The 19,237-nt window shown below is 73.0% G+C and carries 16 protein-coding genes and 1 tRNA gene; 2 read left to right on the top strand and 15 right to left on the bottom strand.

Features of this window, described 5'->3' with window-relative positions; genetic code table 11:
* Positions 1-406 precede the first annotated feature (406 nt).
* Positions 407-494, top strand: a tRNA-Leu gene (locus ACWD4U_RS22520).
* Positions 495-594: 100 nt separating this feature from the next.
* On the opposite strand, the gene ACWD4U_RS22515 is transcribed toward ACWD4U_RS22520, so the two are convergent.
* A complete protein-coding gene (locus ACWD4U_RS22515; RefSeq protein ID WP_363455014.1) occupies positions 595-1,005 on the bottom strand; it encodes a Fur family transcriptional regulator in 411 nt (136 codons plus the stop codon).
* A 204-nt stretch (positions 1,006-1,209) separates the two neighbouring features.
* Here ACWD4U_RS22515 and katG point away from each other — a divergent pair, with 204 nt between their 5' ends.
* Positions 1,210-3,429 (top strand): catalase/peroxidase HPI, encoded by a 2,220-nt coding sequence (gene katG, locus ACWD4U_RS22510; protein ID WP_363455016.1) that lies wholly within the window; start codon positions 1,210-1,212, stop codon positions 3,427-3,429.
* Positions 3,430-3,499: 70 nt separating this feature from the next.
* Here the strand turns inward: katG and ddaH are convergent, their stop codons facing one another.
* From ddaH to ACWD4U_RS22440, 14 genes are all read right to left on the bottom strand, one after another.
* Entirely contained in the window at positions 3,500-4,357 is an 858-nt protein-coding gene (gene ddaH, locus ACWD4U_RS22505) for a dimethylargininase (protein WP_363455126.1), read from the bottom strand.
* A 22-nt stretch (positions 4,358-4,379) separates the two neighbouring features.
* Positions 4,380-5,744 carry an FAD-binding oxidoreductase gene (locus tag ACWD4U_RS22500; RefSeq protein ID WP_363455019.1) on the bottom strand — a complete coding sequence of 455 codons (1,365 nt, stop codon included), beginning with the start codon at positions 5,742-5,744 and terminating at the stop codon, positions 4,380-4,382.
* A complete protein-coding gene (locus ACWD4U_RS22495; RefSeq protein ID WP_363455022.1) occupies positions 5,741-6,094 on the bottom strand; it encodes a hypothetical protein in 354 nt (117 codons plus the stop codon). The genes ACWD4U_RS22500 and ACWD4U_RS22495 overlap by 4 nt, the downstream gene beginning before the upstream one ends.
* Positions 6,091-6,438, bottom strand: a complete 348-nt coding sequence (locus ACWD4U_RS22490; protein WP_363455025.1) for a cupin domain-containing protein — start codon at positions 6,436-6,438, stop codon at positions 6,091-6,093. Before ACWD4U_RS22490 ends, ACWD4U_RS22495 begins: the two co-directional genes overlap by 4 nt.
* 45 nt (positions 6,439-6,483) lie before the next feature.
* Positions 6,484-7,158 (bottom strand): response regulator transcription factor, encoded by a 675-nt coding sequence (locus ACWD4U_RS22485; RefSeq protein ID WP_363455028.1) that lies wholly within the window; start codon positions 7,156-7,158, stop codon positions 6,484-6,486.
* A 192-nt stretch (positions 7,159-7,350) separates the two neighbouring features.
* Positions 7,351-9,057 (bottom strand): tryptophan 2-C-methyltransferase, encoded by a 1,707-nt coding sequence (gene tsrT / locus ACWD4U_RS22480; RefSeq protein ID WP_363455031.1) that lies wholly within the window; start codon positions 9,055-9,057, stop codon positions 7,351-7,353.
* 42 nt (positions 9,058-9,099) lie between these two features.
* Positions 9,100-10,269 (bottom strand): acyl-CoA dehydrogenase family protein, encoded by a 1,170-nt coding sequence (locus ACWD4U_RS22475; protein WP_363455034.1) that lies wholly within the window; start codon positions 10,267-10,269, stop codon positions 9,100-9,102.
* Between the two features lie 37 nt (positions 10,270-10,306).
* Positions 10,307-11,500: an acyl-CoA dehydrogenase family protein gene (locus ACWD4U_RS22470; protein WP_363455037.1), complete on the bottom strand. Its 1,194-nt coding sequence runs from the start codon at positions 11,498-11,500 to the stop codon at positions 10,307-10,309.
* Positions 11,497-12,825, bottom strand: coding sequence for an ATP-grasp domain-containing protein (locus ACWD4U_RS22465; RefSeq protein ID WP_363455040.1), 1,329 nt, complete (start codon positions 12,823-12,825; stop codon positions 11,497-11,499). The genes ACWD4U_RS22470 and ACWD4U_RS22465 overlap by 4 nt, the downstream gene beginning before the upstream one ends.
* The gene (locus ACWD4U_RS22460) at positions 12,822-14,102 is read right to left on the bottom strand and encodes an ATP-grasp domain-containing protein (RefSeq protein WP_363455042.1); all 1,281 of its coding nucleotides are present in this window, start codon (positions 14,100-14,102) and stop codon (positions 12,822-12,824) included. The genes ACWD4U_RS22465 and ACWD4U_RS22460 overlap by 4 nt, the downstream gene beginning before the upstream one ends.
* The gene (locus ACWD4U_RS22455) at positions 14,099-15,373 is read right to left on the bottom strand and encodes an MFS transporter (RefSeq protein WP_363455045.1); all 1,275 of its coding nucleotides are present in this window, start codon (positions 15,371-15,373) and stop codon (positions 14,099-14,101) included. Before ACWD4U_RS22455 ends, ACWD4U_RS22460 begins: the two co-directional genes overlap by 4 nt.
* Positions 15,370-16,425: an NAD(P)/FAD-dependent oxidoreductase gene (locus ACWD4U_RS22450; RefSeq protein ID WP_363455047.1), complete on the bottom strand. Its 1,056-nt coding sequence runs from the start codon at positions 16,423-16,425 to the stop codon at positions 15,370-15,372. Before ACWD4U_RS22450 ends, ACWD4U_RS22455 begins: the two co-directional genes overlap by 4 nt.
* On the bottom strand, positions 16,422-17,957 hold the full coding sequence (locus ACWD4U_RS22445; protein ID WP_363455050.1) for a class I tRNA ligase family protein: 1,536 nt from the start codon (positions 17,955-17,957) through the stop codon (positions 16,422-16,424). Before ACWD4U_RS22445 ends, ACWD4U_RS22450 begins: the two co-directional genes overlap by 4 nt.
* Positions 17,957-19,237 (bottom strand): lysine N(6)-hydroxylase/L-ornithine N(5)-oxygenase family protein, encoded by a 1,281-nt coding sequence (locus ACWD4U_RS22440; protein ID WP_363455053.1) that lies wholly within the window; start codon positions 19,235-19,237, stop codon positions 17,957-17,959. The genes ACWD4U_RS22445 and ACWD4U_RS22440 overlap by 1 nt, the downstream gene beginning before the upstream one ends.

Here is a 19,237-nt window from a genome sequence, read left to right as displayed (position 1 = left end):
GAGGCTCGCCCGCCCGGCCCGGACCGGCGGCGTCTGTCGGGAATCGGGCGTTCCGCTCAAGGCTCCCTGGTCCACAGAGGCTAGGAGAGCACCCGCCGGTGACCCGCACCGGGACTGGAACTACGCGTGTCGTGAAGGTTCCCGACCGATTCCGTGCCCCTTGTGCACCCTCCTGCCCGGTCGAGTCGCCCCCGCCGCCCACTGCTGTCGCCCGAACGGCCGTTCAACGGCCCCGACCAGCGGGATTGCGCCACCGCTCGCCCCGCTTGCCCCGGTATGCCCGGTTCCCTCGCCGAGAGGCCCGCGCAGGCCCGAAAACGCAGGTGAGAAGCACTCCGCGAGCCTGGTAGTGTTCTCTCTGTCGCCAGGGAGCAGCCGAAAGGAAGCCCCCAGGTGAACACCACCGGTCCGGGTGGCGGAATGGCAGACGCGCTAGCTTGAGGTGCTAGTGCCCTTTATCGGGCGTGGGGGTTCAAGTCCCCCCTCGGACACCAGCAGGAAACGAAACCGCAGGTCGCGAAGGCGACTTGCGGTTTTTGTCTGCCCCGGACGCGGAGGACCCCGCCCTTGACGCGGGCGGGGCTGCGTCGGCGGTCAGGCGCAGTCGGGGCAGAGGCCGCGGTAGGTGACCTCGGCGCTGGCGACGGCGAAGCCGAAGCGTTCGGCGGCCGGGAGGGCGGCGAGCGGGTCGCCGGTGGGGTGGACGTCCCGGATGGTGCCGCAGGCGGAGCAGACCAGGTGCTGGTGCGGGCGGTGCGCGTTGGGGTCGTAGCGCTTGGCCCGGCCGTCGGTGGCGACCTCCAGGATCTCGCCGAGGGTGACCAGTTCGCCGAGGGTGTTGTAGACGGTGGCGCGGGAGATCTCCGGGAGGCGCTGCGCGGCGCGCGCGTGCACCTCGTCCGCGGTGAGGTGGACGTGGTCGCCGTCCAGCACCTCGGCCACCACCCGCCGCTGCGCGGTCATCCGCCAGCCGCGGCCACGCAGCCGTTCCAGCAGGTCACTCATGTGTTCACCCATTCAGCTCAACGAACGCCCGAACTGTACAGGGCGCCGCGACGCGCCCCGGTCCGAGCGGTACCACCACCCGTTTGACCCACTTCTTGACTTAGAATTCGTCTATCTTAGGATCGGTTCCGGCGAACAGCCAAGGCCACCGATTCGCCCGAATGCCCGCGCAGAGTGTGATCCGCCTGATCCGGAGGGATTCCCATGCCTGAGAACGACGACGCCATCGTCACCGACGCGAAGACGGAGGAGGGGTCCGGCGGCTGCCCGGTGGTGCACGGCCGCGCCGCTCACCCGACCCAGGGCGGCGGGAACCGCCAGTGGTGGCCCAACCGGCTCAACCTGAAGATCCTGGCGAAGAACCCGGCGGTGGCGAACCCGCTGGGCGGGGACTTCGACTACGCCGCGGCGTTCAGCGCCCTCGACCTTCCGGCCGTGAAGCGGGACATCGCCGAGGTGCTGACCACCTCGCAGGACTGGTGGCCGGCCGACTTCGGCAACTACGGCCCGCTGATGATCCGGATGGCCTGGCACAGCGCCGGCACCTACCGGATCAGCGACGGCCGCGGCGGCGCGGGCGCCGGTCAGCAGCGCTTCGCCCCGCTGAACAGCTGGCCGGACAACGGCAACCTGGACAAGGCCCGCCGCCTGCTGTGGCCGGTGAAGAAGAAGTACGGCCAGAACCTCTCCTGGGCCGACCTGATGATCCTGGCGGGCAACGTCGCGCTGGAGACCATGGGCTTCGACACCTTCGGCTTCGGCGGCGGCCGCGCCGACGTCTGGGAGCCCGACGAGGACGTGTACTGGGGCCCGGAGACCACCTGGCTGGGCGACGAGCGCTACACCGGCGACCGCCAGCTGGAGGAGCCGCTGGGCGCCGTCCAGATGGGCCTGATCTACGTCAACCCGGAGGGCCCGAACGGCAACCCGGACCCGATCGCCGCGGCCCGCGACATCCGCGAGACCTTCCGCCGGATGGCGATGAACGACGAGGAGACCGTCGCGCTGATCGCCGGCGGCCACACCTTCGGCAAGACGCACGGCGCCGGCCCGGCCGAGAACGTCGGGGCGGACCCGGAGGGCGCGCCGCTGGAGGAGCAGGGCCTGGGCTGGAAGAGCACCTACCGCACCGGCAAGGGCGGCGACGCGATCACCTCCGGTCTCGAGGTCACCTGGACCACCACGCCGACCCAGTGGAGCAACGGCTTCTTCCACAACCTCTTCGAGTACGAGTACGAGCTCACCCAGAGCCCGGCCGGTGCCAACCAGTGGGTGGCCAAGAACGCCGAGGCGGTCGTGCCGGACGCCTTCGACCCGGCGAAGAAGCACCTGCCGACCATGCTCACCACCGACCTGTCGCTGCGCTTCGACCCGGTGTACGAGCCGATCTCGCGGCGCTTCTACGAGCACCCCGAGCAGTTCGCGGACGCCTTCGCCCGCGCCTGGTACAAGCTGACCCACCGTGACATGGGCCCGGTGGCGCGCTACCTCGGTTCCGAGGTGCCGTCCGAGGTGCTGCTGTGGCAGGACCCGCTGCCGGCCCGCGAGGGTGAGCTGCTGGACGACGCCGACGTGGCGGCGCTCAAGGAGCAGGTGCTCGCCACCGACCTGACCACCGCCCAGCTGGTGTCGGCGGCCTGGGCCTCGGCGAGCTCGTTCCGCGGCTCGGACAAGCGCGGCGGCGCCAACGGCGCCCGGGTGCGGCTGGAGCCGCAGCGCGGCTGGGAGGCCAACGACCCGGAGCAGCTGGCGCAGGTGCTGCGGGTGCTGGAGGGCGTCCGGGAGTCCTTCAACGCGGCGGGCGGCAAGCAGGTCTCGCTGGCCGACCTGATCGTGCTGGCGGGCACCGCCGCGGTCGAGCGGGCCGCGCGGGCCGGCGGCGTGGACGTCGTGGTGGACTTCAGCCCCGGCCGGGTGGACGCCGCGCAGGACCAGACCGACGTGGAGTCGTTCTCCGCGCTGGAGCCGCAGGCCGACGGGTTCCGCAACTACCTGGGCAAGGGCACCCGGCTGCCGGCCGAGTACCTGCTGGTCGACAAGGCGAACCTGCTGGACCTGTCCGCCCCCGAGCTGACCGTGCTGGTCGGCGGCCTGCGGGTGCTGGGCGCCAACCACGGCGGCTCGCAGCACGGCGTGTTCACCGACCGTCCGGGCACCCTGAGCAACGACTTCTTCGTCAACCTGCTCGACATGGACGTCGCGTGGTCGGCGGTCTCCGCGGACGCCACCACCTTCGAGGGCCGGGACGCCTCCGGTGCGGTGAAGTGGACCGGCACCCGGGCCGACCTGGTGTTCGGCTCCAACTCGGAGCTGCGGGCGCTGGCCGAGGTGTACGCCTCGGACGACGCCAAGGAGAAGTTCGTCAAGGACTTCGCCGCCGCCTGGAGCAAGGTGATGGACCTGGACCGGTTCGACCTGGTCTGAGCCTGACCCGCTGAAGCCCCGGGCCCGCCGTGCGAACGGCGGGCCCGGGGCTTTCACGCGCGGGGGCGCCTCAGCGGCGCAGCTCCAGGGTGCAGCACTTGACGCTGCCGCCGGCCCGGAGCAGTTCGGTGAGGTTGACGCCGATCGGGGTGAAGCCGCGCTCGCGCAGCCGCTCGGCCAGGTCGACGGCGGCCTCGGGCAGGATCACGTGCTTGCCGTCGGAGACCGCGTTGAGGCCGAAGACCCCGGCGTCGGCGGCGGTGGCGAGCAGCGCGTCGGGGTAGAGGCGCTCCAGGACGGCCCGGGACTCGGCGGTGAAGGCCTCCGGGTAGTACATGATCTCGGTGTCGGAGAGCACGGCCAGCGCGGTGTCGAGGTGGTAGTAGCGCGGGTCGACGAGCTCCAGGGTGACCACCTCGCGGCCGAGGAACTCGGCGGCCTCGGCGTGCGCCTCGCGGTCGGTGCGGAAGCCGGTGCCGGCCAGGATCCGGTCGCCGACGACCAGCAGGTCGCCCTCGCCCTCGTTGGTGAACCCGGCCTGCCGGACGTCCTGGAAGCCGTTCTCGCGGAACCACGCGGCGTAGCCGGGGGCCTCGGCGACCCGCTCCTGGTAGCGGAAGCGGGCGACCAGCACCTTGCCGTCGACCACGGTGGCGCCGTTGGCGGCGAAGACCATGTCGGGCAGGCCGGGGAGCGGCTCGATCAGCTCGACGGTGTGGCCGAGGCTCGTGAAGAGGGCGTGCAGCTGCTCCCACTGGGCGAGGGCCGCGCCGTTGTCGGTGGGCTTCGCCGGGTCCATCCACGGGTTGATGGAGTAGTCGACGGTGAAGTGGGCCGGCCGGCACATCAGGTAGTGCCGGGGGCGGGAGGTACGCGGCGACACGGTGGTGTCCTTCCGGGCATGCCGGCGGAACTGACGGGTGGTCAGCGGGCCGGGCGGGGGTTAATGGTCAACTGCCGATGGACTGCGGGAAGTTGAACACTTGGTCCGGGTCGTGGCGGCGCTTGACGGCCACCAGCCGCGGGTAGTTCGCACCGTAGTAGGCGGTGCGCCATTCCCGCAGGTCAGGGTCGGTGAAATTCAGGTATGCCCCGTCGATCGCGTACGGGACGATCAGGTGGTCGAGCTCGGCCAGCCAGGCCAGCTGGGCGGCCACCGCGGCGGGGTCGTCGTCCTCCTGCCAGGAGGTGTCCAGGCTGACCAGGAACTCGGCGCCGCGGTGGACGAAGGCGGTGGCGTGCGGGTCGACCCGGTTGATCGCGCCGCCCCAGCCGAACAGGGCGAGGCCGCAGCCGTCGGGGTTGTCGCTGCCGGGCCAGGCGGCCAGGTGGGCGAGGACGGCGTCGACCGCCTCGGGCGGCAGCGGGCCGGTGGCGAAGTGCGTGCGGACGGCGAACGCCCCGGCGCTGGTCTCGTGCTGGAGGTAGTCCATGGCGTCCCAGAAGTCCCGGTCGGCGATGTCGGCGCGCAGCGGCGCGGCGGCGGCCAGCGCGGGGGCGAGCAGCTCGCGCAGTTCGGCGGCGGGGCCGAGGTGCAGGCCGACGGTGGAGACCGTGGTGCCGGCCCGGGAGGCCGCGACGCCGAGCCGCAGCGAGGTCTGCTCGGGGGCGGTGAGCATCAGCCGCTGCACCGCGGCGAGGACGGCGGGGGCGTCGGCGGCGTCCCAGAGCAGCAGGCAGGTGCTGGCGGCGGGGGCTTCGACGGCCTGGAAGGTGAGGTCGAGGTTGATGCCGAAGTTGCCTCCGCCGCCGCCCCGGCAGGCCCAGAACAGGTCCGGGTTGCGCTGGTCGTCGCAGTCCAGGGCGGTGGCGTCGGCGGTGGCCAGGGTGGTGTGGCGCAGGGTGTCGGCGGTGAGGCCGAGGCGGCGGGAGGTGGCGGCGGAGCCGCCGCCGAGGGCGAGCCCGGCGATGCCGACGCCGGCGCCGTTGCCGAGCGGCAGGGCGAGCCCGTGCGGGCGCAGCGCGGCGTAGAGGGCGCCGGTGAGGACGCCGCCGCCGACGGTGACCCGGCCGGTGCCGGGGTCGACGGTGATCGCGTCGAGCGCCCGCAGGTCGACCACCAGGCCGGTGTTGACGGAGTGTCCGGCGTAGGAGTGGCCGCCGCCGCGTGGGACGATCGGGACGCGGGCCTCGCGGGCCCAGTCGACGGCGCGCAGCACGTCGGCGCGGTCGGCCGCCCGCAGCACGGCGGCGGGGGCGCGGTCGGCCCAGCGGCGGTTGAAGGGGGTGGAGGACTCGGTGAAGCCGGCCTCGCCGGGGCGGAGCAGGGCGCCGGTGGTGTGTTTGTCGAGCAGCGCCCAGTCGGGGGCGGTCATCCGGTGATCTCCTCGATGGTGGAGGTGCCGTGGGCGGCGTGCGGGCCGTAGCGCTCCCACTGCTCGTGCAGCCGGATCCGGCCGTCGGCGGTGAGCGAGGGGGTGTTGCGGCTGCGGCCGCAGACCACCTCGCCGCTGGTGAAGACGATGGTGTAGCCCATGGCGAGGGTGCCGTCGGCCTCGCGGGTGCCGGCGGTCCAGCCGCGCTGCACGGTGCCGCCGGCGACCTCGCCCCAGACCAGGTCGCCCTGCTGGTGGTAGACGGCGACGGTGCGCCGGTCGCCGTCGGGGGCGTGGAAGCGGCGGCCCTCGTAGTCGATCTGGCGGGGGTTCAGGTGATGGGGGTTCACTCCTGCCACCAGATGGCGTAGTAGGCGAAGTCCTCGTCGTACGGGTTGGCGACCGAGTGGTCGCGGTCGGCGGGCAGTTGCACCAGGTCGCCGGCGGCGACGGGGTGGCTGCCGTCGGCGTTGCGGACCTCGCCGCGGCCGGACATGCAGATGAAGAGCTCGCGTTCGGAGTGCTGGTGGACGTCGGTGACGTCGCCGGGGCGCAGCACGCACCAGGCGCCGTGGAAGGGGGCGGTGAGGCCGTCCCACGGGTGCAGCAGCTTCAGGTCGAGGCCGTGGGCGCGTTCGAGCTGGTCGGGTTCCTGGCGGCGGATGACGAGGCCGCCCGGGGTGCTTTCGGGCATGGTTCGGCTCCGATCGGTGGGTCGTGCGGCGGAGTTGACGAGGCGTCAGTCGCGGCGCAGGCCGAGTCCGGCGTCCCGGGCGAGGACGATGGCCTGGGCGCGGTCGGCGACGCCGAGCTTGCCGAAGATGCTGGACAGGCGGTTGCTGATGGTCTTGGAGGCGAGCTCGAGCTCGCGGGCGATCGCGGTGGTGGACCGGCCGGCCGCGAGGTGTTCCAGCACTTCGCGCTCACGGTCGCTGAGTTGCGGGAACGGGTAGCTGCGCACGATGCGCGGGGCGGCGCCGATCAGCGTGCAGAGCCGGGCGGCGATGGTGCGGTCGACGATCGCGTCGCCGGCGCCCACCGCGTGGATGCCGCGCAGGATCTGGTCGGCGGTGGCGCGTTTGACCAGGTAGCCGCGGGCGCCGGCGTGGAAGGCGGTGGCCACGGTCTTGTCGTCGTCGAGGGTGCTGAAGACCAGCACGCCGGTCGCCGGGGTGAGCCGGACCACCTGGGTGATCATCCGCATGCCGGGGGCGTCGTCCATCAGCGGGTCGAGGACCAGGACGTCCGGACGGTGCCGGGTGGTGGCGGCGAGCACCTCACCGGTGGTGCTCGCCTCGCCGACCACCGCGACCCCGCCGGACGCCTCCACCATCGCGCGCACGCCCTGTCGGACGGCCGGCTGCACGTCGGCGAGGAGCACGGTCAGCGGCGCGGAACTCCCGTGCTGGTTCATCTACCCCTCGTGACATGTGTGGTCGGTGGGCAGGCGCGGATGTGTGGGTACACAGGGCGACCCGGCGGTGATGATTCCGTGGCGTCATCATGGTCGGGTCAAACAGCGTCCTCAAGTGTTCAATGTCATACCGATTTTGATCGTTTCACCGCACTCGTCCGGCGGTATGACGGGTGGCTGCGGACGGCTGCTTCATTCGGCGTAGCTTGCCTCCCGGGCCTTGCGCAGGATCTCCTCGCGGCTGCGCCAGTGCGACCAGAACGCGCCGGTGTAGCCGAGGCCGCTGAGACTGGTGAGGAACGGGTTGTCGGCGTAGTTGTTGTCGTGCTCGCTCATGCCCTCGACGGTGGGCAGCATCACCCGGTAGTGCTCGGCCGGGTCGACCAGGTCCCACAGCGCGGTGACCGCGCCGTGCCAGCGCTCCTCGGGGTCGGCGGCGCGGGCCGGGTCGGGCAGCAGGTCCGGCGAGAAGTAGCAGACCAGCCGGAAGTTGCCGTGCTCGTCGAACATGAACTGCCGCTCGTACTCGGCCGGGGAGGCGCACTGCCGCAGCGGCTTGAGCACGATCGGGCCGCTCGCGGTGTTGGACTGAAGGCCGGGGACGGTGCGCACGCCGTCGCAGCGCTCGGCGAAGTCCATGCCCATCGGGGTGTACGGGAACAGCCGCAGGCCGAGCGAGAAGCCGGTGACGGTGGCGTCCAGCGCCATGAAGGCGTCGACGCAGTCCTTCATGGTCTCGACGGTCTCGCCGGGCATCCCGAACAGCGCCTCCACCATGGTCAGGATGCCGCGTTCGTGGCAGAGCCGGACCAGCCGCTCGGTGTCGGCGAATGTGTAGTAGGTGCCGCCCTTCTCGGTGACCTTCCAACCGCTGAGCACGTCGGCGCGGATGTGGTCGCTGCCGACGTTGACGCCGCGGCAGCCGGCCGCCGCCAGCAGGTCGGCGAACTCCTCGTCGAACGGGCTGGGCTGGCAGTAGACCCACAGGCGCAGCCGGTTCAGCGGGTTGGCCGGGTCGGCGTGCCGACGGCGGACGATCTCCCGCAGCAGCGACTTGGCGTGGGCGATGGAGAGGTTGAACTCGCTGTCGGTGGTGTGCTGGTCGAGGATGCCCTGGGCGGCCAGTCCCTCCATCTCGTCGACCACCGCGGGGATGTCGCGCTGGCCGTAGCGGATGCCCTTGGCGTCCGGTTCGACGCAGTGCGAACAGCGGTACGCGCAGCCGTTCTTGGTGAGGATCGAGCCGAGGCCGCCGCGCCGGTAGTACTCCAGGTTGTCCACCCGGTACTGCTGTCCGGAGCGTCTGCGGTACACCGACAGCTGGTCCACCTGCCACACCCGGGGCTCGAACTGCCCGGTGGCGGCCACCTCCTGGGTCTCGCCGTGGCGCACGGTGAGCACCGCGGGCGGGACCCGCCGGGCGCCCTGCTCGGTGTTGCGGATCAGTCCGGCGACGCCCGCGGTGTCGCGGCCCTCGGCCAGCGCGGTGGCCAGTTCGCAGAGGATCTTCTCGCCGGGGCCCTTCACCCCGTACTCGATGCCGAAGTACTCGACCAGGGCGAACGGCATGGTCGAGAAGCCGATCCCGCCGCCGACCACGGGCGCGTCGGTCAGCCGCCGGATCTCGGTGATGATCTCCCGGTGCTCGCCGACGAACGGGCGCTGTTCGAAGGCGTAGACGGTGTCGGTGTTGCGGACGGTCACCCCGACCAGCATGGGGCTGCGCTGGGCGAAGTACTCGCTCAGGCAGGTCTTCCAGTCCTCCCGGTGGAAGGTCAGGTCGAGGACCTCCACTTCGAAGCCGGCGGTCTCCAGTGCGGTGGTCAGCACGTCGAGCGCGTAGGGGGCGATCGGCGGATGCACCTTGTTGGGGTTGACCAGAAGGACGAGTCTGCTCATGGGTTCCCTCCCCTGGGCCGCGCCGCGCGGCGCGGTTGGCGGTCAGACGATGCCGAGGCTGATGCCGAACTCGGGTGTGCCGCCGAGCAGGTAGGCTCCGGCGGACTGCAGGATGCGGTCCTGGGCGACCAGGTGCTGCGCCATCACGGTGGTGTCGCGCAGCCAGCGGTCCATCGGCGAACTGCGGTTGATCGACCAGCTCTGCAGCAGGTCGTAGGTGCGGGCGACGATGGCCCGGGAGTTGCGGAAGGCGTGCAGCCAGGACAGCGGCGAGGCGACGCGCTCGGTCGGGGTCAGGTCGTCGAGGGTGCCGCCGGCCGCGAGCACCTCCCACTGGCGCCGCATGCTGCCGTACACGCCCGCCCGAGTGGCGTTGAACTCGGCCTCCAGTCGCGCGAGTTCGGTCTGCACGCGCCAGCTGTCGGCCCACGCCCGGCCGGCCATCCGGTCGTAGCGGGTGGTGGCGATCTCCCGGGCGTGGTCGAGGGCGGCGCGGGCCACGCCGAGCGGGACGCCGCACATCGCCCGGGTGAAGGAGTCGGGCTGGGCCAGCGGGCCGGGGCGGCCGTGCACGGTGGCGAAGGTGTAGGTGTGCTCCTCCGGCACGAACACCTCGGTCATCGTGTAGTCGCAACTGCCGCTGCCGCACAGGCCGGTGGTGTCCCAGTTGTCGATCACCTCGACCTGGTCGCGGGGCACCAGGAACTGCCGGGAGTCGTGCCGGTGCTTGCTGCCGGGAGCGGCCCAGGGCTCGCCGTCCTGGAAGATGAACGCGCCGGAGGTCACCCAGTCGGCGTGCTTGATCCCGGAGCCGAACGACCAGCGGCCGCTCAGCCGGAAACCGCCGGGCACCCGCTCGGCCCGGCCGGCGGGCTGGAGCAGTCCGGCCACCACCAGGTCGAGCCGGGAGAAGACCTCCTTGGCCACGGTCTGGTCCAGGAAGTTGGCGTAGATGCCGGTGTTGGCGCCGATCACGGCGCACCAGGCGGCCGAGGCGTCGCCGTGGGCGAGCACCTCCACCACCTCGGTCTGCTCCATCGAGGTGAGCCCGGGGCCGCCCCACTCGTTGCCGAAGCACATCCCGAACACGCCGGTGCCGCGCAGCAGTTCGACCACCTCGGCGGGCAGGGTGCGGTTGGCCTCGATCTCCGGGGCCCTCTCCCGCAGCACCGGCGCCAACTCCCGGGCGCGGCGCAGGATCTCCGATGTCATGCTGGTCACTTCTCCTTCTGCGTCGGGTGGTTGGCGGTCAGCCGTGGATGCCGAGGCCGATCCGGACCAGCGGCGGGCGGCCGAGCAGGTAGGCGCCGACCGACTCCAGGACGACGTCGTGGCCGATCTGGCCCTGGCTCAGCACGGCGGTGTCGCGCAGCCAGCGGTCCATCGGGGAGTCCCGGTTGATCGACCAGGTCTGCAGCAGGTCGTAGAGCCGGCTCACCACGGAGCGGGCGGTGTGGACGGCCTGCAGGCCGGACAGCGGGACGGCGCCGCGCTCGGTGGGGGTGAGGTCGTCCAGCGTGCCGCCGGCCGCGAGCACCTCCCACTGGCGGCGGGTCGCGCCGTACACGCCCTCCCGACTGGCGTTGAACTCGGCCTCGCAGCGGGCTAGTTCGGTCTGCACCCGCCAGCTCTCGGCCCAGCTGCGGCCGGCCATCCGGTCGTAGCGGGTGCTGGCGACCTCGCGGACGTGGTCGAGCGCGGCCCGGGTGATGCCGAGCGGGACGCCGGGCAGGGCGCGCATGAAGGAGTCGGACCAGGCCATCGGGTTGGGCGCGACCCGCGGTTCGAAGAAGGTGAAGGTGTGCCCCTCGGGGACGAACACGTCGGTGAGGGTGTAGTCGCTGCTTCCGGTGCCGCACAGGCCGGTGGTGTCCCAGTTGTCGACCGGCTCGGCGGCGGAGCCCGGGACGAAGAACTGCATCGAGTCGTGCGCGTGCGCGCTGCCGGGGGCGGCCCAGGGCTCGCCGTCCTGGTAGACGAACGCGCCGGAGGTCACCCAGTCGGCGTGCCGGACGCCGGAGCCGAACGACCAGCGGCCGCTGAGCCGGTAGCCGCCGGGGACGCGCTCGGCCCGGCCGGCCGGGGCCAGCGAGCCCGCGGTGATCAGGTCGGGGCTCGGGTAGAGGGCGCGGACCGCGTCCGGGGTGAGGAAGTTGGTGATCGCGCCGCCCATCGCGCCGATCCCGGCGCACCAGGCGGCGGAGGCGTCGCCGTACGCGAGGGCCTCGATCACCTCCAGCTGCTCCACCGAGGTGAGGCCGGGGCCGCCCGTCCCGGGCCCGTGGCCGATGCGGAACACGCCGGTGGCGCGCAGCAGTTCGACCACGTCGGCGGGCAGGGTGCGGTTGGCCTCGACCTCCGGGGCGCGCTTGCGCAGGACGGGCGCCAGCTCGCGGGCGCGGCGCAGGATCTCGGTGGCGTCGAGCGGGGTGTCTGCGGTCATCGGTCCACATCCAGGAGTCCGGCGGGCATGGCGAACGGGGCCTGCGGGTCGGCGGGGTCCACCTCGGAGGTGACGGTGCGGACCAGCGCGGCGGCGTCGTCGAGGCGGCGCTCGCAGGCGGCCAGGGTGTCCGCCTCGCAGACCACGAAGGAGTGCCGGGCCAGGTAACCGCCGGGGGGCAGCCGCAGCACGGTGCCGGGCGGGGCCATCGGCGCGGCGTGCACCAGGCCCTCGGCGTCCCCGGGCTGGGGAAGGGTCAGCGCCTCGAGCCGGCAGTCCTGTTCGGGGTAGCCGAAGCGGATCCCGGCGACCGCCGTGCGGGTGGGCGCGATCTCCGGGCGGCGGCCGACCGCGATGTCGAAGAGCACCTCGCCCGGCTCCAGGCCGGTGGCGATCCGGCCGAGCAGCGGGATCAGGTCGCCGCCGAGCCGCCCGTTGACCTCGATGATCAGCGGGCCGCGGTCGGTGAGCCGCAGCTCGGTGTGGGTGATGCCGTCCTCCACGCCGAGCGCCCGGTGGGCGTCGGCCAGCACCTGCAGCAGGGCGGGGTCGGCGAGCAGCGGGTCGGCGGCGTCGACGATGTGGCCGACCTCCTCGAAGTACGGCTCGTCGCTGCTGTACTTGCGGGCCAGGAACAGCGGCAGGTACTCGCCCTTGTGGACGGCGCCGTCGATGCTGATCTCCGGCCCGCCCGCGTACTCCTCGACGATCACGCTGGCCCGGTACGGCCCCGGGTCGACCTCGCTGGCGGACAGCGCGGTGGCGAACGCCTCGTCCAGTTCGGCGGCGTCGGCGGCGAACACCACGCCGATGCTGGCGCCCATCGCGCGCGGCTTGAGCACCACCGGGTAGCCGATCCGCTCGGCGGCCGCGCGGGCCTCGTCCAGGTCGGTGGTGAGCGCGAAGCCGGGCTGGCGCTGGCCGGCGGCGGTGAGCACGGTCCGGGTGCGGTCCTTGTCGCGCACCCCGCGCACGCCGCGCTCGGACAGGCCCGGGACGCCGAGTTCGGCGGCCAGCAGTCCGGCGTCCAGCACCAGCGGCTCGTCCCAGCAGAGCAGCCCGACGATGTGCGTGCGGGCGGCGATCTCGCGGACGGTCGCGTTCATCACCTCGGTGTCGAACACGTCGGCGACCACGATCTCGTCGAAGTACTCGCGCTGCCAGGTCGGCCGCAGGTTGTTCACCAGCAGCAGCTCCAGCCCGGCGGCGCGGGCGCGGCGGCTCATCGGGCCGACCAGGTACTCGCGGTACTCCTTCAGTCCGCTGCCGATCACCAGCAGCGTGCCGGCGCCTGTCACGGCGTCCCCTTCCTGACGCTGGGTCATGAGGTCTCCTCGGTGGTGTCCAGTGCGATCCGGACCAGGGCGGCGGCCGCGTCGGCGAGGCGGCGGGCCTCGGCGGGGGTGTCGGCCAGGGTGGTGACGATCCCGACCCGGTCCCAGGAGCTGCGCAGCCCGCCGGTGCGGTGGCCCGCGCCGACGCCGACCACGGCCAGCTGCACGCCCTCGGCGGCGGCGGCCTCGTCCAGGCCGTGCACCGCGCTGACCGTGCCGGGGCCGTCGGGGGCCAGGAAGCGGGCGGCGGTGGCCCGTTCGGCCCGCTCGGGCAGCGGGTCGAACGGCTCGCCGCTCATCAGCGCGAAGTAGGCGCGCACGAGTGCGACGGGGTAGGCGGCCTCGATCAGGTCGGTGATCGAGTCGCCGGGCAGCCGCCCCGCGCACTCCACCAGGACCGGGACGCCGTCCTCCAGGATCCACTCGCAGTGCAGCACCCCGTCGCCGAAGCCGACCGCGGCGGCCAGCCGCTCGGTCTCGGTGACCAGCAGCTTGCGCTGCTCCTCGGGCAGGTCGGCCGGCACCGTGTGACCCGCCTCGATCGGGTAGGGGCCCGGGTAGAGCACCTTGCCGGTGGAGTTGGCGAACACCGGACGGCCGCCCGCGACCAGCATCTCGACGCTGAACTCCGGTCCGCTGACGAAGCGTTCGGCCAGCATCGCGCCCTCGATCGGCCGGTCCGGGACGAACACCCCCTCGTCCTGCACCTGTCCGAACGCCCAGGCCTCCTCGGCCTCCTCGGGCGAACCGACCACCCGGGTGCCGACCGACGCCTGCCGGTTGGCGGGCTTCAGCACCGCCGGGCCCGGGTGCCGGGCCAGGAAGTCGGCCAGCTCGGCGGCGCTGCGCACCGGCTCGGAGGCCGGGTTGGCGATCCCGGCGGCGGCCGCGACGGTGCGCAGCAGGTGCTTGTCGCGCAGCAGTTGGGCCGCGCCGAGGCTCGCCCCGGGCAGCCCGTAGCGCTCTGCGAGCCGGGCCGCGAACGGCACCGCGTACTCCACGGCGGGGATCACCGCGACCGGGTCGAGCCCGGGGTGGGCGGCGAAGAAGGCGTCCGCCCGGCCCGGCAGGTGGTACTCCCACTCGATCAGCCCGCGGGCGAAGCCGATCTCGCGGACCGCCTCGTCGAGGTGCCGCTTGCGGGCGACGTCCGGTTCCTCGACGTAGACCACGGAGTCGGCGGGCTGGAACGCGGCGATGCCGGGGACCGCGAAGGCGACGTAACCGATGATCAGCACCGGCCGCGCGGCCGCGGGTCGCGGGCTCATGCCTTCCCTCCGACCACTTCCGGCTCGGCCGCCTCGGCGGCGGCCCGCTGCTCCGCGGTGCCCTTGATGCCGAGCGTCGCGAACACGCCCGCCACGGCGGTCATCACGCCGATCACCAGCCAGAAGCCCGAGTGCAGCCGGGTCCACAGGAAGACGCCGAACAGCGGCGCGCAGGCGCCGGCCAGGCCGGTGACGGTGTGCATGGCCGCGAGGTAGCGGGCCTTCAGCGCGGACGGGAAGGTCGCCGGGTGGGCGAACATGCTGGGCGCCGCGGTCATCAGTCCGGCGACGTAGACCACCGCGCCGAGCATCACGAACACCCCGGAGTGCACGGCCAGCCCGTACACCGCCAGCCCGATCGCGTTGAGCGCGTGGCCCGCGCCGACCGCCAGGTAGGTGGGGATCCGGGTGATGTACGCGGTGATCTTCAGTTCGCAGGTGATCAGCACCACCGAGGAGGTGGCCAGCACCGCGCTGTACAGCCAGGTCGGGTAGCCGTCGTGGACTATCTCCAGCGGCAGCGAGACCGAGGACTGCACGTAGGCGATCGTCCCCAGCACGATGGCGACCAGGTAGGCCAGGTAGGGGCGGTCGCGCAGCATCGCCGCGTAGGCCGCCCGGCCGGTGGTGCGCTGCTCGTCGCCGCGCTCCTCGGCGGCGTGCTCGGGCACCGCGTGCCGCGGCAGCAGCCGGTAGGCGAGCGCCGCGTAGACCAGGGTGGTGGCGCCGTCGACCCAGAACAGCAGGTCCCAGTCGAGGAGGATCACTCCGGCGGCGATCAGCGGGGCGAGCGCCGCGCCGACGTTGAGGGCGATCCGCATCATCGAGAACGCCATCACGTGGTACCGCTCGGGCATCAGGTCGCTCAGCAGCACCGAGGCGGCCGGCCGGTACGACTGGGCGAACATGCCCGCCCCGGCGACGGCGAGCAGCAGCGGGGCGATGAGCCCGGGCCGGGCCAGCAGCGGGAGCAGCGCGACCAGAGGTGCGGAGCCGGCCATCGCGATGACGATGGTGGCGCGCGCGCCGAGCCGCTGGGTGGCCTCGCCGCCGAGCACGGTGCCGACCGCGGTGCCCAGGCTGTACGCGCCGAGGGCGAAGCCCGCGGTGCCGTCGGACATCCCCCGGTGCGTCAGGTAGAGCACCAGGAAGGTCTGGACGAACGCGCCGAGCTGGTTGACCAGGACGCCGCCGAGTAGGTACCGGACCGTGGTCGGGGTGGCCCTGAGCGTGTCGAGGACTCCGATCGGTGGCTTGTCGTCGTCGGTCATGCCGCCTCCTTCGCTGCAGTGGCGATGCGTTCCGCGACCAGGGGCGCGGTGGAGAAGCCGCTGCCGCCGCAGGCGGCGCGGACCCAGACGCCCGGGCCGACCCGGGCGAGCAGCGGACCGCCGGTGGCGGCGTCCGCGGTGTAGTGGCAGACCCGCACGGCCGCCACGGGGTAGCGCTCCAGGCCGGGCAGCACGCCCTCCTCGGCCAGCCGGTCGAGGTGGGGGCGCTGGTCCTCCCCGGTGCTGTCGGTGCTGTCGGCGGGCCGGCAGACGGTGTCCGAGCTGAGCTTGAGCAGGGCGCCCGCGCCGGGCGGGAGCACCCAGCCGCGGCCCTCCCGGCCGAGCCCGCCGGCCGCCGGCGCCTGCCGCCACCAGTCGGCGTCCGGCTCGGGCGGGCGCAGGTAGAGCATGGTCTGGCGGTACAACCGGACCTGTCGGTCCGTCAGTTCACGTGTCCACGGGCCGGCCGAGACCAGCGCCAACTGTCCGCGGACCACCTCGCCGCCGCCGAGCACGACCCGCCCGGAGTCCGGGAAGACCGCGGTGACCGCGCTGTACGGGCGCAGCGCCACCCCGGGCCGGACGGACAGCCAGCGGGCCGCGGCCCGCAGCACCCGGTCGGCCAGCAGCACCCCGCCGGAGTGCTCGCGCACCCCGACGGTGCCGGCGGGCAGGCCGAGCCGGGGCAGCTGCTCCGCGGTCAGCCGTTCGACGGCGACGCCGGCTTTGTCGGCCTCCGCCTCGACCTCCGGCAGCCGGTGCGCGGGCCAGGAGTTGAGCACCCCGACCCGGCGGTACAGCTCGGTGCCGAACAACGCCTCCAGCTCCCGCCAGTGCCGCTGCGCGACGAGCCGGTCGGCGGTGCCGTCCGGGTCGCCGGGCAGCAGGGTGCGGATCGCCCGGTGCTGGTCGTAGGAGGTGGCGTCGGGGTTGGGCACCGGGCCGCGTTCCAGCACGGTGACCCGGTGCCCGGCCCGGGCGCAGGCGACGGCGGTGAGCAGCCCGGTGACCCCGGCGCCGACCACCACCACGTGCGCGGCGGCGCTGGTCACCGCCGGCCGCCGGCGAGTCTGGGCAGCGGCCGGGGGCGGACGGTGCGGGCCTGCGGCTCGGCGGGGATCGCCGCCTCCGGCAGGCCCTCGGCGGCCAGGTCGACCAGCAGTGGGGCGGCGCAGCGCAGGAACAGGTCGAGCTCGTGCCAGAAGTCGCCGGCGTCCTCGGCGGTGACCTCCCAGCGGTCGAGCCGGCCGAGCTGCTCGGTGAGGGTGAAGGCGGCGGCGGTCAGGCTGAACCGGCGCGGCTCCAGCGCGGCGGCGAACCGCCGCAGCAGCAGCCGGCCGGCCTGCCGGGAGGCGTCGCTGACCTTCAACTCTCGGGCGTCCAGGTGCCGTTCGGCCTTGTCGGCGACCCGGTTCCAGGGCTCGACCAGGCGCTGCCGGCAGACCCGGTCCATCGCGGCGCGGGTGAAGTTGGTGCGCTGGAAGTCCGGTCCGGTGGCGGCCAGGTAGTAGCGCATCAGGTCCCGCGGGACCTCGGCGGCGAGCTGACGGCCCGTCACCAGGTGGCCGCGGCTGGTGGAGAACTTGTCGCTGTCGAGCTCGTAGAACTCGTTGGTGACGTAGTGCGCGGGCAGCGCCAGGCCGCCGAGCGCGAGCAGCATCGCGGTGCCGGCCAGCGCGAAGGCGAAGCTGGCGTCGGAGCCGAAGAAGTACACCACCTCGGGTCCGGCGTCGGCCGCCCAGTGCCGCTCGTCGTCGCCGGGCACCTCGCCGCGGGCCTCGGCGGCCAGCGCGATGGTGTGCAGGCTCCAGGCGATGGTCTCGGTGTCGGAGTACAGCACCTGGCCGGGGGTCTCCGCGAACGGCGCCGGGATGCCCCAGTCGATCGGCAGCGTGATCGGGTAGTCGGGCAGCGGGGCGGCCATCAACTCCTCGACCAGCTGGGCCAGTCGGGGCCGCATGGTGGGCGCCAGCCGGGCGAAGTAAGCGGTCAGCGCGGCCCGGTGCTCCTCCAGCGGCAGCACCAGCACCTCGCGTTCGCGCAGCTCGACCGGAGCGTCCGGGTAGCGGGTGGAGCGCGGGTCGATCAGCTCGCCGGAGGCGATCCAGTGCCCGCAGTTCTCGCACAGCCCGGCGCAGCCCTCGCCCAGGCAGACCGGGCAGCCGCCGCGCACGTAGGCGTCGGTGAGGAACTCCCCGGTGTCCGGCAGGTACGGGAAGGCCACCGGACGGAGCCTCAACCTGCCTTCGGTGTGCAGGCGTTCGAAGAAGTTGAGGACCGTCTTGACGTACCGGTCGTCGAACCGGACGAAGCCGTCGGGGACGATGCCGGCCGCGCCGAGGGTGGCCTCGACCTGCTCGGCGGCGCGCAGCCGCAGTTCCTCGGGCGGCTCGCCGAGGCGGCGGGCCGTGGTGACGATGTAGTTCTGGGTGAAGTGCACGCCGGTGCCGAACAGGGTGTCCCGGCCGGCCGCGCGGGCGTAGCGCGCACACACGTCGGCGGAGAGGAACGGCCCGGCGAGGTGTCCCAGGTGCAGGTCGCCGTTGGCGGTGGGTCCGGGGGCGACCACCAGGAGACGGCCCATCACCGGCTGCCCTGCGCGGCGGCCGCGTGCCGGTCGACCAGCTCCCCGGTGATGTCGCGGGCCCGGTGCGCGAGCACGCTGATCAGCGAGTCGGCGATGCCGTGGGTGGCCTCGTTGACGCCCTGCAGGTAGAGCGCGCCGCCCGCGGTCTCGCCGAGGTCGACCCGGTAGTTGCGGCTCACCACGACCTCCGGCAGGCCCGCCTTCTCGGTCAGCTCGCGGACCAGCCCGGGCATCCGGCTGTCGTAGCCGGTGCCGAGCAGGACCAGGTCGCAGCGGTGCTCGGTGATCTTCTCGGTGCGCCGGTCGCGCAGGTCGAGCACCACCTCGCCGTCCTCCTCGCGGGCGGCGACCACCTCGGTCATCGCCTGCACCTCGGCCCGGCCGGTGCCGATCATCTTCTCGCGGTAGAGCATCAGGTACAGCTCGTCCAGGAACGGCGGGGCCAGGCCCGCGTAGTTGGTCAACCGCATCTCGTCCAGCACCTGCGCGCGCATCTCGGCCGGGGCCTCGAAGAACTCGTCGACGAACGACGGGAAGAACAGCTCGTTGACGAACTTGCTGGTCTGGTACGACTGCAGGCCGATCGAGCGGACCAGCATGGTGACGCTGGCGTTCGGCAGGTTCTCGTAGACCGCGAGGAACATCTCGGCGGCGCTCTGCGCCCCGCCGACCACCACCGCGCGCAGCGGGGCGTCCTTGTCCACGGCGGCGATCCGGCTGCGGAACCGGGCGCTGTGGATCACCCGCTCGGCGGGCAGCTCGGCGAAGACCGACGGCAGGTGCGCGTCCCGGCCCGCGCCGATGACCAGGTCGCGACAGCGGATGGTGTCGCCGTCGGCCAGGGTCACCTGCCAGCCGGTCAGCCGGCCCGCCTCGTCGTACAGCGGCTCGGTGGCGGTCGCCTTGGCGTCGTAGCGGATCCGCACCTTCTCCAGCGACGCGGCCACCCACTGCAGGTAGTCGGAGAACTCCCAGCGGTGCGGGTGGAAGGTGCCCAGGTTGATGAACTGGTCCAACCTGCCGTGCTGGTGCAGGAAGTTCAGGAACGAGAACCGGCTGCGCGGATCCCGCAGGGTCACCAGGTCCTTCAGGAAGGACACCTGGCTGCGTGCCCAGGGCATCAGCAGGTCACGCTGCCACTTGATGTCCGGGGCCTGCTCCAACAGCAGAGTGCGCTCGGCCAGTTCGGTCGATCCGCTCTCCTCGATCGCCGCCGCCAGCGCCAGGTTCGCCGGGCCTGCGCCGATCGCCAGCACGCCCACCTCTAGGTCAGCCAC

It is taken from the genome of Kitasatospora sp. NPDC002522 (assembly GCF_053595195.1).
The sequence above is the reverse complement of the archived record's forward strand: the minus strand, read 5'-3'. Positions and strand labels throughout refer to the sequence as shown.

Bases quoted from the DNA above. Each gene is read 5' to 3' on its own strand.
- ACWD4U_RS22515 (WP_363455014.1), bottom strand. From the start codon at position 1,005: ATGAGTGACCTGCTGGAACGGCTGCGTGGCCGCGGCTGGCGGATGACC.
- katG (WP_363455016.1), top strand. From the start codon at position 1,210: ATGCCTGAGAACGACGACGCCATCGTCACCGACGCGAAGACGGAGGAG.
- ACWD4U_RS22500 (WP_363455019.1), bottom strand. From the start codon at position 5,744: ATGACCGCCCCCGACTGGGCGCTGCTCGACAAACACACCACCGGCGCC.
- ACWD4U_RS22490 (WP_363455025.1), bottom strand. From the start codon at position 6,438: ATGCCCGAAAGCACCCCGGGCGGCCTCGTCATCCGCCGCCAGGAACCC.
- ACWD4U_RS22485 (WP_363455028.1), bottom strand. From the start codon at position 7,158: ATGAACCAGCACGGGAGTTCCGCGCCGCTGACCGTGCTCCTCGCCGAC.
- tsrT (WP_363455031.1), bottom strand. From the start codon at position 9,057: ATGAGCAGACTCGTCCTTCTGGTCAACCCCAACAAGGTGCATCCGCCG.
- ACWD4U_RS22475 (WP_363455034.1), bottom strand. From the start codon at position 10,269: ATGACATCGGAGATCCTGCGCCGCGCCCGGGAGTTGGCGCCGGTGCTG.
- ACWD4U_RS22470 (WP_363455037.1), bottom strand. From the start codon at position 11,500: ATGACCGCAGACACCCCGCTCGACGCCACCGAGATCCTGCGCCGCGCC.
- ACWD4U_RS22465 (WP_363455040.1), bottom strand. From the start codon at position 12,825: ATGACCCAGCGTCAGGAAGGGGACGCCGTGACAGGCGCCGGCACGCTG.
- ACWD4U_RS22460 (WP_363455042.1), bottom strand. From the start codon at position 14,102: ATGAGCCCGCGACCCGCGGCCGCGCGGCCGGTGCTGATCATCGGTTAC.
- ACWD4U_RS22455 (WP_363455045.1), bottom strand. From the start codon at position 15,373: ATGACCGACGACGACAAGCCACCGATCGGAGTCCTCGACACGCTCAGG.
- ACWD4U_RS22445 (WP_363455050.1), bottom strand. From the start codon at position 17,957: ATGGGCCGTCTCCTGGTGGTCGCCCCCGGACCCACCGCCAACGGCGAC.